The sequence below is a fragment of the Micromonospora antibiotica genome (assembly GCF_017599305.1).
Lineage (GTDB): Bacteria > Actinomycetota > Actinomycetes > Mycobacteriales > Micromonosporaceae > Micromonospora > Micromonospora antibiotica.
This window is the reverse complement of the sequence record NZ_JAGFWR010000032.1, coordinates 59,046-71,753: the sequence shown is the minus strand read 5'-3', so window position 1 is coordinate 71,753 and position 12,708 is coordinate 59,046. Positions and strand designations below refer to the sequence as shown.

General features: G+C 73.8%; 11 protein-coding genes. 2 read left to right on the top strand and 9 right to left on the bottom strand.

Annotation, left to right across the window (positions count from 1 at the left end):
* Positions 1-119 precede the first annotated feature (119 nt).
* The 4 genes from JQN83_RS30210 to JQN83_RS30195 form a co-directional block, all read right to left on the bottom strand.
* A complete protein-coding gene (locus tag JQN83_RS30210; protein ID WP_208570550.1) occupies positions 120-887 on the bottom strand; it encodes a hypothetical protein in 768 nt (255 codons plus the stop codon).
* Between the two features lie 144 nt (positions 888-1,031).
* Positions 1,032-1,202 carry a hypothetical protein gene (locus tag JQN83_RS30205; RefSeq protein ID WP_208570549.1) on the bottom strand — a complete coding sequence of 57 codons (171 nt, stop codon included), beginning with the start codon at positions 1,200-1,202 and terminating at the stop codon, positions 1,032-1,034.
* Between the two features lie 137 nt (positions 1,203-1,339).
* The gene (locus JQN83_RS30200) at positions 1,340-2,038 is read right to left on the bottom strand and encodes a M23 family metallopeptidase (protein WP_208570548.1); all 699 of its coding nucleotides are present in this window, start codon (positions 2,036-2,038) and stop codon (positions 1,340-1,342) included.
* 247 nt (positions 2,039-2,285) lie between these two features.
* A complete protein-coding gene (locus tag JQN83_RS30195; protein WP_208570547.1) occupies positions 2,286-3,059 on the bottom strand; it encodes an SDR family NAD(P)-dependent oxidoreductase in 774 nt (257 codons plus the stop codon).
* Between the two features lie 101 nt (positions 3,060-3,160).
* On the opposite strand from JQN83_RS30195, the gene JQN83_RS30190 reads away from it, so the two are divergent.
* Complete coding sequence (locus JQN83_RS30190; protein ID WP_208570546.1) at positions 3,161-4,030, top strand: helix-turn-helix transcriptional regulator; 870 nt, start codon at positions 3,161-3,163, stop codon at positions 4,028-4,030.
* A 79-nt stretch (positions 4,031-4,109) separates the two neighbouring features.
* On the opposite strand, the gene JQN83_RS30185 is transcribed toward JQN83_RS30190, so the two are convergent.
* The 4 genes from JQN83_RS30185 to JQN83_RS30170 are packed head-to-tail and all read right to left on the bottom strand — an operon-like array spanning position 4,110 to position 8,837.
* Positions 4,110-6,542 (bottom strand): DUF4132 domain-containing protein, encoded by a 2,433-nt coding sequence (locus JQN83_RS30185; protein WP_208570545.1) that lies wholly within the window; start codon positions 6,540-6,542, stop codon positions 4,110-4,112.
* 1 nt (position 6,543) lies between these two features.
* Positions 6,544-6,936: a hypothetical protein gene (locus tag JQN83_RS30180; protein ID WP_208570544.1), complete on the bottom strand. Its 393-nt coding sequence runs from the start codon at positions 6,934-6,936 to the stop codon at positions 6,544-6,546.
* A 32-nt stretch (positions 6,937-6,968) separates the two neighbouring features.
* Complete coding sequence (locus JQN83_RS30175; RefSeq protein ID WP_208570543.1) at positions 6,969-7,112, bottom strand: hypothetical protein; 144 nt, start codon at positions 7,110-7,112, stop codon at positions 6,969-6,971.
* A gap of 6 nt (positions 7,113-7,118) precedes the next feature.
* Positions 7,119-8,837, bottom strand: a complete 1,719-nt coding sequence (locus tag JQN83_RS30170) for an aminotransferase class V-fold PLP-dependent enzyme (RefSeq protein WP_307799908.1) — start codon at positions 8,835-8,837, stop codon at positions 7,119-7,121.
* A gap of 287 nt (positions 8,838-9,124) precedes the next feature.
* On the opposite strand from JQN83_RS30170, the gene JQN83_RS30165 reads away from it, so the two are divergent.
* The gene (locus tag JQN83_RS30165; RefSeq protein WP_208570542.1) at positions 9,125-9,907 is read left to right on the top strand and encodes an inositol monophosphatase family protein; all 783 of its coding nucleotides are present in this window, start codon (positions 9,125-9,127) and stop codon (positions 9,905-9,907) included.
* A gap of 31 nt (positions 9,908-9,938) precedes the next feature.
* On the opposite strand, the gene JQN83_RS30160 is transcribed toward JQN83_RS30165, so the two are convergent.
* Positions 9,939-12,551 (bottom strand): CHAT domain-containing protein, encoded by a 2,613-nt coding sequence (locus tag JQN83_RS30160; RefSeq protein ID WP_208570541.1) that lies wholly within the window; start codon positions 12,549-12,551, stop codon positions 9,939-9,941.
* Positions 12,552-12,708 lie beyond the last annotated feature (157 nt).

Below are 12,708 nucleotides of genomic sequence, written 5' to 3'. Positions count from 1 at the left end.
GGTTTTCAGGTTCTGCTTGGTCGCTGAACCATCTACCGGAGGCCTCACTCTTTTTCGATCTCCGACACGCGAAGATCCTCAAACCAGCTCAAGCCCCGGCACCGACTTCGACACAGGCCCTAGGCGTCCGGTCGCGGCACCCACCAGTCACCCAGTGACTGGTGCACGATCAGCAGCACGGCACCGATCAGAACCGACGCGAGGGCACCGACGCCGAAGCCGAGCACGCCCCGGTCCCGTGGGTACGTCGGGCTCCGCGTGGTCACCGCCGCCGCGGACCTCGACCACGGGTGGTCCCGGGCCATCCAGAACAGCAGTCCGAGGCCGTACGGGGCGAGGGAGATCAGCCAGAACCAGAACCACCGGGTGCCCCGGACCGGAGCCGGGCCGGCGACGACGACGACGAGCGCGACGACTGCGACGAGGAGGCCGGTCCCGCTGACGACGGTCATCGGTGAGTGGACGCCATCGGCGCGGTGTTCGAGCCCGGCGACCCGCAGCTGCTGCGCGATACCGACGGCACCGGGTCCGGAGTAGCTCTCCTGCTCGACGGCCCCGGTGGTGCTCACCTGTCCGAACCGGTCGGTGTTCGTCCAGTACACCCGCCCGTCGGGTGTTCTCCACGCGAACAGCGGCCCGGAGGTGCCGGAGGCCCACAGGGTGGCGGAGCCGAACCAGGGTGGCGAGCGGTCCACCTGCCACCGGTCACCCCACTGGTACGCGACCACCCGGCCCGCGACCACGTCCGCCCTGGCCCGGTCGTAGCCCTGCTGGCGCGGAGCGGTCCACCACGTCGTCGCCGCCCCGAGCAGCCACAGCAGGACCAGGGTGATCCGCAACGCGCCCCACCACCGGCCGGACGACACGCCGGGCACACCCTGACTCATGGGCGCAGTGTCCCAGCCCCGCGCCAGTTGCGGGAGTCGATGCGTGGTGCGGTCAGCGGGTGATGCCTAGGGTGGCGATCAGGTCCTCGTGGAGTTCGAACCAGACGTGGTGGCACGAGTCGACCTGCACGCCGGTGATCGCCGTCAGGCCGGCTCGGGCACGCCGCCCGGCTCGCCGTCGTCGGGCATCGGCTCGACCGGTGCCTCCGGCAGCTCACCGGGCGTATCGGGGAGGAGCTCGCCGGCGTCGTCCGGCACCGGCTCACCGGGGTCCAGGGGTGGGTAGACGTCGGGGTCGAGGTCTGGATTTGTCATCGGGCAATTATCCGCCATGGTCGCATCGGGCGCCCACCTGCCTCGGCCCACCCTTCATGGTCGTCCCGGTCCGCCTTCGGCAGGGACGACGACGGCGCGGGCGGACGGCCGGTGACCGGAGGAGATCCCGGGCCAGCTCAGCCGATGCCGTCGACCGCGGCCCGGAGCGCGTTGATCGACGGGTCCCAGCTGAAGTTCAGCACGGGAAGGCCGGCGGCGGCGGCGTTGCTGTCGCCACCCAGGACCACCGCCCGCGGCTTACCGGTCCCCTGGGGGACTATGAGGTACCAGCTACCTTTCACGTTCGCGATGAACACCTCGTCTACCTCCTGGTCCGGCGGGTTCGGGTTGGCGACGTCTCCGACGTGGTTCTCGAAGTCCACCGTCGCGGAGAAGTTCGTCGGGCTTGCGGTGCTCAGCCAGAGACTCGTGTGCACGTGCGGTCCGACACCCTGGTCGCTGCCGTTCGCCGAGGAACCGGAGTACGCGATCGGCTGGCCTCGTGACACCCGTTGACCGACGGAGACGGTGATCGTCGACAGGTGCAGGTGCCGGCTGTAGTTGCCGTCGTCGTGGGCCATTCCCACGACGCGCCCGGTGGCGGTGGCGGTGTCGGTCTTCACGAAGCGGATCGTGCCGTTCGCCGCGGCCATGACGGGAGTGCCGGTGCCGACCGCGTAGTCGGTGCCCGGCTCACCCGAGGGCGGCGTCCGGTTGCGGTGGTCCTGCCAGGAGCTGGAAATCCGGACGTTTCCGCACGGTCGCAGGTAGCCGCCAGCAGCCCGGGCCGAGTCGGGCAGCAGCGCGAAGGCGGCCGACAAGCCGGATGCCGCCAACGCGGCCCCCGTGATGAAGCCCCGCCTCGACAGCCTCCGCAGATAGGCGACGCCACCGAGATCCTCGGGCCGTGGAGCGCCGGCCCCGGCGCTCCGCGGAGGGTCAGGGTGCGGCTCACCACTGAGGATCATCAATGTAACCTAAGGTCATCTCCGTTGCGGGGCAAGGGATCCACCCCGATCGTTTCGGAGCGTCGATGACCTTCCGGCGAGCACACCCGGCGTCTTCGGGCCTGCGTGACGGCACTCAACCGGGACGGGTCGCCGTGATACCTCCATCGACGGCGATCTCCGCGCCGTGGACGTAGCCGGCCTGCTCCGAGAGCAGCCACGCCACCGCGTCGGCGGTCTCGTCGGGGGTCCCGGGTCGTCCGGCGGGGGTGCCGGCGGTCATCCGGGCGATCACGTCGCCGTCGCCGGCGTTGATCGGGGTACGCGTCGCCCCGGGGGAGACGGTGTTGACCCGCACACCGTGGGGACCGAACTCCGCGGCCCAACTGCGGGCGAGTTGGATCTCCGCGGCCTTGGTCGCCGAGTACAGCCCGACGAAGGGGTGCCCGACGTGGGCCATCCACGAGCCGATGACCACGATCGCGCCGTGACCACGTGCCGCCATCGCCGGGGCCAGGGCGGCGGTCAGGACGTGCGGGGCGCGGACGTTGACCGCGAGCGTGGCCTCCAGGTCGGTGTCGGTGAGGCGTACGGTGTCGACGGCCGGGCACAGCGCGGCGTTGTGGACCAGCGCGTCCAGGTGCCCACCGGCGGCCTCGGTGGCGGCGCGGGCGAAGTCCCGCAGCGCTCCGGGCGGGCGGGTCAGGTCGGAGGCGACGAACACGGCGTGTCCGCCGGTGCCCTCGATGTCGGCGACGACGGCGGCACCGCGGGTCCGATCGCGTCCGGTGACGACGACGCGCCATCCCCGCGCCGCCAGTATCCGGGCGGTGGCGGCACCGATGCCGCTGGTGGAGCCGGTGATCAGGACGGTGCGGATCTGCGCGGCAGGAGTCTCGGGGTGGGTCATGGTCACCATCCCAGGGCAGGCACGCGGCCCGCACCAGGGCGTGTGCTGCCTGGTCACCGCATGACCAGGCTCGCGTCGAGGTCCGCTCCTACACTGGGTGGGTGCCTGCCGACCGCACTGCCCTGGGGGCGTTCCTACGGTCTCGGCGGGACCGCCTGACCCCCGCCCAGGCCGGCATCGAGGCATTCCCCGGCCCACGGCGGGTGCCGGGTCTACGCAAGGAGGAACTCGCCGTGCTCGCCGGGCTGAGCCCGGACCACTACAGCCGCCTGGAACAGGGCCGCCAGCACGTCGTCACCGACGAGGTGGTGCAGGCGTTGTCGCGGGCGCTGCAGCTCGACGAGATCGAACGTGCCCACCTGCGGGATCTGGCCGCGCCGACCTCGCGGCGGCGGTGGGCGGGGCCGGAGGTCGCGCAGCGACCCGACCCGGGGATGCTGCGCCTGATGGGAGCGCTGAGCCACGTCCCGGTGCTGCTGCTGGGACGCCGTACGCAGGTGCTGGCGCGCAACGGGCTGTTGAGCGCGGTGCTGGGGTCAGCCGCCGAACCGGGGTCGTCGTTCGCGCGGTGGCTGTTCCTGGACCCCGACGCGCGGGTGCGGATCGTCAACTGGGCCGACTTCGCCGCCGCCGCGGTCGGAGCGCTGCGCTACGAGGTGGGACGCCACCCCGACGACCGGCGACTCGTCGAGCTGGTGCAGGAGCTGCGGGACGGCGATCCCGACGTGGCGCAGTGGTGGGACGACCAGCGGGTCACCTTCCGTACCTCGCTGACCAAGCAACTGGCCCACCCGACGGCCGGAACGCTCAGCTTCGGCATCGAATCCGTCGTCGGGCCGCACGATCCCGAGCAACGTCTGGTCGTCTACACCGTCGAACCCGACTCACCCACGGCGCGGGTGCTGCCCCTGCTGGCCAGCTGGACAACCGAGCCGCAGGCGGCACCCGGTGCGGGCCGATCCACCACCTGAACGAGCCGCCGGCTGATCGGCACGGGCGCGGTGGACGCGGCGATGCGGCGAGAACGACGTCGGGGCCCGCCCCGCCCGGTCATCGGGCGAGCTGCCGCACCACCGTGGGGTCGGTGATCGTGTCGTCGGCGGCGAGCATGATCGCCTTCGACAGGATCATCGACAACATCGGGTCGTCCTCGAACGGCAGGTGCAGCCGGCCGGTGCCCCCGCGCGCGGGGACGATGCACAGGTACGCGTCGTGGGGCTGCATCATGATGTTGCCGGAGCCGAGGTGGATGCGGTAGCCGCGCAGGTTCCCGCGTACGTGCAGGTAGCGGTCCGTGAGGGTGACCCGGTCGGCGATGGTCAGGCGGGGGAGCAGCCGGGCCAGGGCGTCGCGGCGGATCTCCGCCGACGGGGTCAGTGCCCCGACCACGGTCCGGTGCCAGTAGTCCCGGAACCGGTCCTCGCCCCGGTCGGCCCACTGCGGGTCGGTGGCGATGGAGGTGACGCCGACGAACAGGTCCACGTCCCGCATCGCCTCGGTGAACACCAGCGGCGGCACCTCCGCGACCGACACGGGTCGCCAGGTCGTGCCGTCGGAGCGGGCGAAACGCACCTGATCGGTGGCACAGTGGTCGACGTCGTAGTTGCGGGAATCGTCCGTGCCGACCAGTTGGTGGTGGAAGGACGCCCGCCACGCACCGCCGCCGAAGAGCTTCGTGGCTTCGCTGTCGTACCCGCCGTCCCAGGTGCCCAGGTAGCCGGCCTGCCAGCCGCGGGCGCGCATGAGCGCGTTCGCCTGGCGGTAGCGCAGGATATGCGCGGCGAACCGGTTGGAGTAGGAACCGGTCCGCTCCTCGGCCGGTGTGAGCAGGTAGACCTCGCGGAACGCCTGCTTGAACGGCTGCGTCAGGCCCGTGACGAGCACCCGGTCACGCCAGGCGAGGGCCTCGTCCATCCCGGCGCGGACAGGGTGCCACAACCGGACCCGGCCCCCGCGTGCCGGCCGCCCGTCGAGACCGACGACCACCCACCCGTCGGCGTCCTCGCGGGGCAGGCCCGCCGACCAGTCGTACCCGTCGGTGCTGGTCTCCCAGAGCAGCCGCCGCCCGTACGCCCCGGTGACCGGGTGGTCCAGGAAGCGGGACACCCAGTCCGGGTACGCCCAGGTGCGCTCCTCGGACAGCAGCGCCTCCACCCGTTGGCGCTCGGCGGTCAGCGTCGCGTTGACGGCCTTCACCGAGTCGCGTAGCTGTTTCAGCTCGTCGGCGTGTGTCTCCTTGAGCACCGCGGGAACGCCCTTGAGCCCGACGTCGCCGCGGGCGAAGGTCAGGCGGGCCTGCTCACCCTCGATCCGCACCGTCGCCTCGTACGGGCCGACCGGGGTCCGCCGGGTCCCGGCCGGGTCGAGCCCGTGGTCGTCGACGGCGAGTTCCAGCACCTCGCTCAGCGACCACCCCCGCAGAGCGCCGAGGCGGGTCAGCGCGGTGTGCACCCGAGCGCGTACCGCCTTGTTCTTCACGGTCACCGCGAGCCGTGCCAGGGTCCGCAGCGGCGTCTCACCGTCGCGCCCGGCGAGCAGTTGCACGGCCGCGATCGCGGTGCGCTGGGCATGCGGGAAACCCGCCGCCTGGCGGGGTGCTGCCGAGGCGGCAGCGGTGACCCGGGCCAGCAGGTCCGTCGCCGCCGCGCCCGACTCCCGCGACAACGCCCACACCAGGCCCCGCAGGAGGCGGTCCGAGTCGTCGTGCACCGGGTGCCGGTGGGTGGCGAACACCTCCAGGATCGTACGGACCGCCCTCCTCCCGTCGGGGGCGGTCGTGAGCTGCTGGTCCAGGCCGCGCAGCCATCTCGCCGGTGCGGCCGGCCTGCCGAGCGAGGCACAGTGCACCAGCAACCCGGGCACGCCCGGCGCGGCGAGGACGTCCCCCAGGTCGGCGCGGACGAGCGGACCGAACTCGTCCCCGTGGTGCAGCAACCACGACGGCACACGGCTACCCGTGGCACGGTCGAGCGCCTCCCCGATCAGCGTGACGACCCGACGTCGGGGCCCGGCCGTCGGGAAGTTGCTGGCGGCGAGCTCGTCGAACAGGCCCGAGAGCACCGGCGCGAGATCGGCCAGGTCGGCGGGAGCCAGGTGCGCGGCGATCACCGCCGGCAACTCCAGGCGGACGCCGAGGTCGTAGTCGAGCCCCTGTCCGACAACCTCCAGACACCACAGAAGATCCGCCCGGGTCCAGTCGTGCTCACCGTCGGCGAGACTCCGTACGACGTCGTTCAGCACCGACGGCATCGAACTGGCCACCACCTCCCGGTGCACGGCCAGCGCCGCACAGCGGCGAAGCTCGGACGGCCACGACCCGGTGACGGCCCACTGCGGGGTGCGGGTCACCGACGACGTCCAGTGGTGGGTGCTCGCCAGCCGGAGCAGCGGCCGAACCTGGGCATCGGCTTCGGCGACCCCGGTCTCCACCCGCCGGCGATCCGCCGCGCCCAGCGGGGGCAGCAGCAGTGCCCAGTCAGCCACCTCAGCCACCCACCAGGGCGACGAGCCGCACGAAGGCCACCTCGGGCTCCGCGAGCAGGTCGATCTCCTCGTCCAGGTCCTCGACCTGGCGGTCACCCACCAGCAGCACGAAGCCGTTGCGGGCGAAGGCGGCACAGGCCGCGTCCGCCTGGCGCTCCCAGTCCAGCCGCCTACCCTGACCGACCCGGTAGCCGTTCCACGTCGCCTCCGCGTCGGTCGGCCGCACCAGACCCCGGAAGAGGTCCGTCCGGTCGGCGTTGAACCGCGCCACCTCCTCGCGGACGCGCAACCGGACCAGCTCCCGCGCGGAGATGCGCTCCGGCAGGCCGGCCAGCGGCCACTGGTCGATCGCCCTGCCGGTCGCCGTCTCGTCCCGAACCGTCACCGTGGCCATTGCGCCGTGCTCCTTGCCTTGGGTGAGCGGCATCATGGCACGACGGTCCGACGGGACCGTCCGGTCAGCCCGCCGGGCAGCGCTGTCGCCGCGCGCAGCAGCGTGCCGGCAGCCGGGTACCGCCGGCGTACGCCCGGGGGGGCGATCTCGACGCGTGACACGACCAGCGCCACCACCGACACTCACCCTGCTCGGCGCGAGGGCGGCACGTTCGGGGCGGTCACGCAGGCCGGCGGGAGGTGGAACCAGCGCAGCGCCTCCACGCCGGCCGGCAGGCCGGTGGGTCCCTCGTCGACGTGGTCCCCACGCCCGGCCAGGATCTCGTGTGCCTCGTGCAGGTGACCGGACAGGGCGTCCTCACCGGCCCACCGCCGCGGCGGGACCGGCTGGTCGTCGCCGGTGAACAGGCCGCCCAGCTCGGCCAGGCGCAGCGACGGCCCCGGGCCCAGGTGGTGGTGCCACAGACCGCTGCGGGCATCGAAGTGGTAGTCGGGCAGCAGGCGGTGCCCCAGGCGGGCGACCAGGTCGACCGCGTCGATCAGATGGTCGGCGACCAGGTCGGAGACGAAGTAGCCGAAGCTGATCCGGGTCCACCCGGGCTTGATCCCCTCCCAGCCCAGGGCGATCTGCTCCCGGAACGCCCGGGAGCGCTCCTCGTCGATGCCCAGCAGGCGGTGCCCGTAGGGGCCCGCGCAGGAGCACCCCCCACGGGCCTGGATGCCGAACAGGTCGTTGAGCAGCGCGACGACGAAGTTGTGGTGCAGCTGGCGGCTGCCGTGGCGGATCTGCACCGACACGATGGGCAGCCGCCGCGCCCGGGGATTGCCCAGGACCACGATCCCCGGATTGGCAGACCAGCGGCCCAGCGCCCGCGACCACAGCCGCTCCTCGCGGGCCTGGATGACGTCGGCGCCGACGGACTGCTTGAGGGCGAACACCAGGCCCGCCCGGATCGACTCGACGATCGCCGGAGTGCCGCCCTCCTCGCGGGCCACCGGATCGTCGAGGTACCGGTGCCCGGCGGGGTCGACGAACGCCACGGTGCCCCCGCCGGGGACCACCGGGACCCGGTTGCGCATCAGATCCCGCCGCACCACCAGGACACCGGGGGTCTGCGGGCCGCCGACGAACTTGTGCGGCGACAGGAAGACCGCGTCCTTGCCGTCCGCCGCGCCCGGCGTCGACTCACCCATCCGGATCGGCACGTACGGGCCGGCGGCGGCGTAGTCCCAACACGACAGTGCCCCGTGGGTGTGCAGCAGGGCCGCGATCGCGTCGGCGTCGGACAGGATGCCGGTGACGTTGGAGGCGGCGGAGAAACTGCCGACCCGCAGCGGTCGGTCCGCGTACCGGACCAGCCGGTCGGCCAGTTCGACGCGGTCGATGTGCCCGTCGGCGTCCGCGCCGATGACGACCACGTCGGCGTACGTCTCCCGCCACGGCAGCTCGTTGGAGTGGTGCTCGTAGGGGCCCACGAAGACCACCGGGCGCTGCGCCACGGGGATGCCGTCCAGCAGCTTGTGCCGGTGCGCCGGCCCGGCGGGCAGCCGCAGTTCGAGGAGCCCGACCAGCTTGTCGACCGCCGCCGTGGCCCCGGAACCGCAGAAGAGCACCGCATGCTCGTCGGTGCCGCCGACGGCGTCGAGGATGGTCCGTCGGGCGTCCTCGCGCAACCGCCCCGTCGCCCGACCGGTCGCGGAACTCTCGGTGTGGGTGTTGGCGTAGCGGGGCAACACCCGGTCGCGGATGGTGTCCTCCACGAAGTCCAACGCCCGGCCGGAGGCGGTGTAGTCGGCGTAGGTGATCCGGCGTGGCCCGTAGGGCCCGTCGAGCAGCTCACCCTCGCCGATGACCCCGTCGCGGATCCGCGCCAGCAACCGGTCCACCCTGGACGTGTCCACCGTACCCATGTCGCGCTGCCTCCCCACGGCGATGGCGACGGGGCGGGTCGACGGCGCGTCGGCGGGCGTCGGTGTCCCGACCGCTGTCCACAGTGTGCCCGACCGGCCGGCCCCGCCGCTCGCCGCCCGGGATGCCGACCCGCACGCCCCGGGGCCACGCCGGGCGGTGACCGGGAGCCGGCCGGTCGGGCAACCGGCGTCCGTGCCCGCACCGGGGGACCTGGCGCCCGCGCCCGTACGGGTGCGACGATTTCGACCGGCCCTGCCGACGACCCGAGGAGAACGCGATGGCCACCGGTGCCGAGCTGGACGACTGCCGGCGGGTTGCCGAGGAGGCGGCTCGCCTCGGTGGCCGGGAGCTGCTACGGCGCTTCGGCGACCACGGCCGCGTCGACTACAAGACCGCCTCCACCGACCTGGTCAGCGAGGCGGACCGGGCCAGCGAGGCGCGCATCGTCGAGTTGCTGCGCACCCGTCGGCCCCGCGACGGCATCCTCGCCGAGGAGGGCAGCGACCACCTCGGCGACTCCGGGCTGCGCTGGGTGCTCGACCCCCTCGACGGCACCGTCAACTACGTCGCCGGAATGCCGTTCTGGTGCGTCAGCGTCGCCTGCGAACAGCAGACACCGGACGGCTGGGAGCCCGTCGTCGGGGTGGTCCACGACCCGGTGCACGACGAGACGTTCCGTGGTGTCCGGGGCCGGGGCGCGTTCCTCGACGACACGCCGCTGACCCGGCCCGCCGGGATCACACTCGGCGAGGTCGTCCTCGCCGCCGGGTACGCCTACGACGTCGCCCACCGCCGGGTGCAGGCGGCCGTGGTCACCGACCTGGCCGGTGACGTGCGCGGGGTGCGGATGCTGGGCTCGACGGCCCTGGCGCTGGCCTGGATCGCGGCGGGCCGCTGCGACGCCTACGTCGAGGACCGCACGTTCCGCTGGGACTGGGCCGCCGGTCTGGTGATCGCCGTCGAAGCCGGTGTCGCCGTCGAGGTGAGCGGCAGTCGGGTGCTCGCCGCCCCACCGGAGCTGATCGACGGCCTGCGTCCCCGGGTCGCCACACTGGGCTGACACCGCGTCCGCCGGGCGGCTCGACGCGGCCTCAGCCGGCACCGAGGCAGACGAACGCCGCCGCCGTGGCCCCGGCGGTGCCGTCGCCGGGCACGGCGAAGGCCTGCTGGGCGTCGGCGAGCGCCTGCGCCGGGCGGACCCCGCCCCGCATCCGTCGGTGCAGGTCCAGCATCAGCGCGGTGGTGGGTTCGGCCGGCACCGGCAGCACGGTGGCGATCAGGCACCGTGCGCCCAGGGCGAGCAGTACGGCGGTGAAGCCCATCACCTCGTCGCCGGGCCGCACCCCGGTCAGCCCCGAGTCGCAGGCGGAGAGCACCACGCAGCCGGGCGGCCGGGCGACCCGTTCCCACTCGTAGGCGAACAGCGGTCCACCGGCCAGCTCCAGCGTGGAGAACTGCGGGTTGTCGGCGCGGAAGGTGCCGTGGGCGGCGATGTGGACCAGGCCGGCCCCGTCCAGGGCCGTGGTCAACGCGTCGGCGGTGGCGTCCGCACCGGTGAGCAGGGTGGCGTCGGGCAGGACCTGCCCGAGTCGGCGTACCTCGGCCAGGCCGGCCGGCAGGCGCGGCCCGCAGGCCAGCACGGAGGGCCCGGCCGGCGGACACCGGCCGTCCGCCCGCAGCCAGGCGGTGGCCGACGGGGCGACGGTCACCGCGCGCCCGGCGCAGGTCGGCAGGCCCGACCACGGCACCGCGTGCAGGGCCCCGACCGGCACGATCACCAGGGGGCGGTCGCCGAGGTGCCGGCGCAGCGGCTCGAAGAGCTGCCGGTCCAGCGTGGCGGCGGCATGGCGGGCCCCGGCCTGCGCGGTGGGCGTGTCGCCGGTGGTGACCAGCCGGCGCAGGGCGAACCGGTGCCACCGGGTCAGGTGCACCGCCTCCGCCAGCGGGCCGAGGTCGTGCAGGCTGGCCCGGCCGTCGCGGACCAGCACCGCCCGCAGCCGCTCGCCGTGGGCGACCAGCTCGACCAGCACGCGGGAACCGAGCCGCCCGGCGAGCACCCCCACGCCGGGCGGGGTCACCACGCCGCTCCCGCCGGGCACCCGGCGGGCCAGGTCCTGGATGCGCTGTTCCAACCGGGCCTGCCGGCTGCGTAGGGCATGGGCGGGCCGGCCGGCCAGCACCTCGTCCTCCAGCAGGCTGCTGACGAGCCGGAGCTCGGTGAGCGCCGCGAACAGGTCCGGGTCGTCGGGAGGCAACGCCGGGCGCATCCGCAGCGTGTTGGCCCGCCAGCGTTCGGCCCAGGCCAGCGTCCGGGCCGGGGAGCCGGCGCGGACTGCGATGTCGAGGCCCTCGGCGGCCAGCTCCTGCCCGTACGTGCCGCTGTTGGCCCGCAACTCAGTGGCCCCGAGCGACGTGCGGTGCCGGTCGAGGACGGCCAGCCCCCGGCGCAGTGCCCGGGCCGCACCGGCATCGTCTCCGGTGAGTCGCCGCGACCGGGCCAGGGCGTACCACCCCTGGGCGCGGCGGGGGGCGGTGCCGCGCCGGCGGGCCAGGGCGGCCACGTCGAGCAGGGCCACGGCCCGGTCGACGCGACCCGCTGCGGCGGCCAGCAGACCGGCTTCGATGCGGGTGGTCAGCGCCGGACCCGACCACCCGGTGGCGTCGAGCTGGCCGGCGGTGCGCACCATCGCGGTGAGCAGGGCCGGCGTGCGGGTGCCCCGGCGGAACTCGGCGCGCAACTCGACGTGCCGGGCGAAAACGGCCCAGGTGCGTCGGCCCTGCCGCCGGAACCGGACCCGGGCCTGGGCGGCGGCGGCGGTCGCGGTGTCCAGGTCGTCGGCGAGCAGCGCGGCCCGGGCCTGGGCGAGCAGCGCCTCGGCGAGGTCCGAGGCCATCCCTCTGCGGTGCAGCTCGCGGACCGCGGCGGCGGCGACCTCGACCGCCTCGTCGAGCAGCGGCACCGACAGCAGCAGCTCGAAGCGGTCCAGCAGCAGCGCCGGTCGGGGTACGGCGAGCCGCCGGTACTCCTCGTCGACGTCGGCGAAGCAGCGCAGCGCCATGGCGATCTCGCCGCGTTGCCCGGCGGCGATACCGCTGTTCCAGCGGGCGTCGGCCGCCGCGAGGTCGAGGCCGAGCCGGCGGAAGGCCGCCGCCGCCCGGGAGAGGTCGTCGTCGGTGCCGCCGGGGGAGCCCCGGTGGGCGTTGAGCAGACCACGGTTGTTGCGGGCGCGGGCCTCCAGCAGCGGGTCGCCCTCACGCTGGGCGATGTCGATGGCGATGCCGTAGTCGCGGACCGCCTCGGCGTAGCGTCCGCGGTAGTGCAGCACCACCCCCCGCTGCATCCGGGCCCGACCGGCGTCGGCACCGGTGAGCTGGGGCAGCGCGGCGGTCACCGCCCGCAACGCCGCAGCGGTACGGCCGGCGTTGGCCAGCACGTACCCGAGGCTCATCCGGGCCAACGCCTGGGTACGGGGGGTGCCGGCGGCCCGTACCGCCCGCCGGAGGTGGCGCAGTGCGCCGGTCAGGTCGTTCAACTCGCGCAGGGCCAGACCGATGGCCCGCTCGGCGGTGGAGCGCTCGTCGTCGTCGGCGGTCTGGCCGGCGAGCACCCGGTGGGCGATCGTGATCGCCTCGGGTGGGTATCGCTGGACGGCGTCGAGTGCCGCCTGGGCCGCCGTGGCACCGGAACCGGTGCTGTCGGACATGCCCTAGAGAGTCCACGACGGACAGCCGCGAGTCAACGTCGAGAATCCGTCGCGGGAATTTCGTCAATGGGTGTCCTGCTTGGTTTCACAATTGACAACCGGCGATGGTCCGGAATAATTGGCGGTCGGGGAATTCGCCGCGTCCACCATCGGTGGG

What these genes read in the sequence shown, in the direction of transcription:
- JQN83_RS30165 (WP_208570542.1), top strand. Translation starts at nt 9,125, where the DNA reads ATGGCCACCGGTGCCGAGCTGGACGACTGCCGGCGGGTTGCCGAGGAG.
- JQN83_RS30205 (WP_208570549.1), bottom strand. Translation starts at nt 1,202, where the DNA reads ATGACAAATCCAGACCTCGACCCCGACGTCTACCCACCCCTGGACCCC.
- JQN83_RS30195 (WP_208570547.1), bottom strand. Translation starts at nt 3,059, where the DNA reads ATGACCCACCCCGAGACTCCTGCCGCGCAGATCCGCACCGTCCTGATC.
- JQN83_RS30180 (WP_208570544.1), bottom strand. Translation starts at nt 6,936, where the DNA reads ATGGCCACGGTGACGGTTCGGGACGAGACGGCGACCGGCAGGGCGATC.
- JQN83_RS30160 (WP_208570541.1), bottom strand. Translation starts at nt 12,551, where the DNA reads ATGTCCGACAGCACCGGTTCCGGTGCCACGGCGGCCCAGGCGGCACTC.
- JQN83_RS30210 (WP_208570550.1), bottom strand. Translation starts at nt 887, where the DNA reads ATGAGTCAGGGTGTGCCCGGCGTGTCGTCCGGCCGGTGGTGGGGCGCG.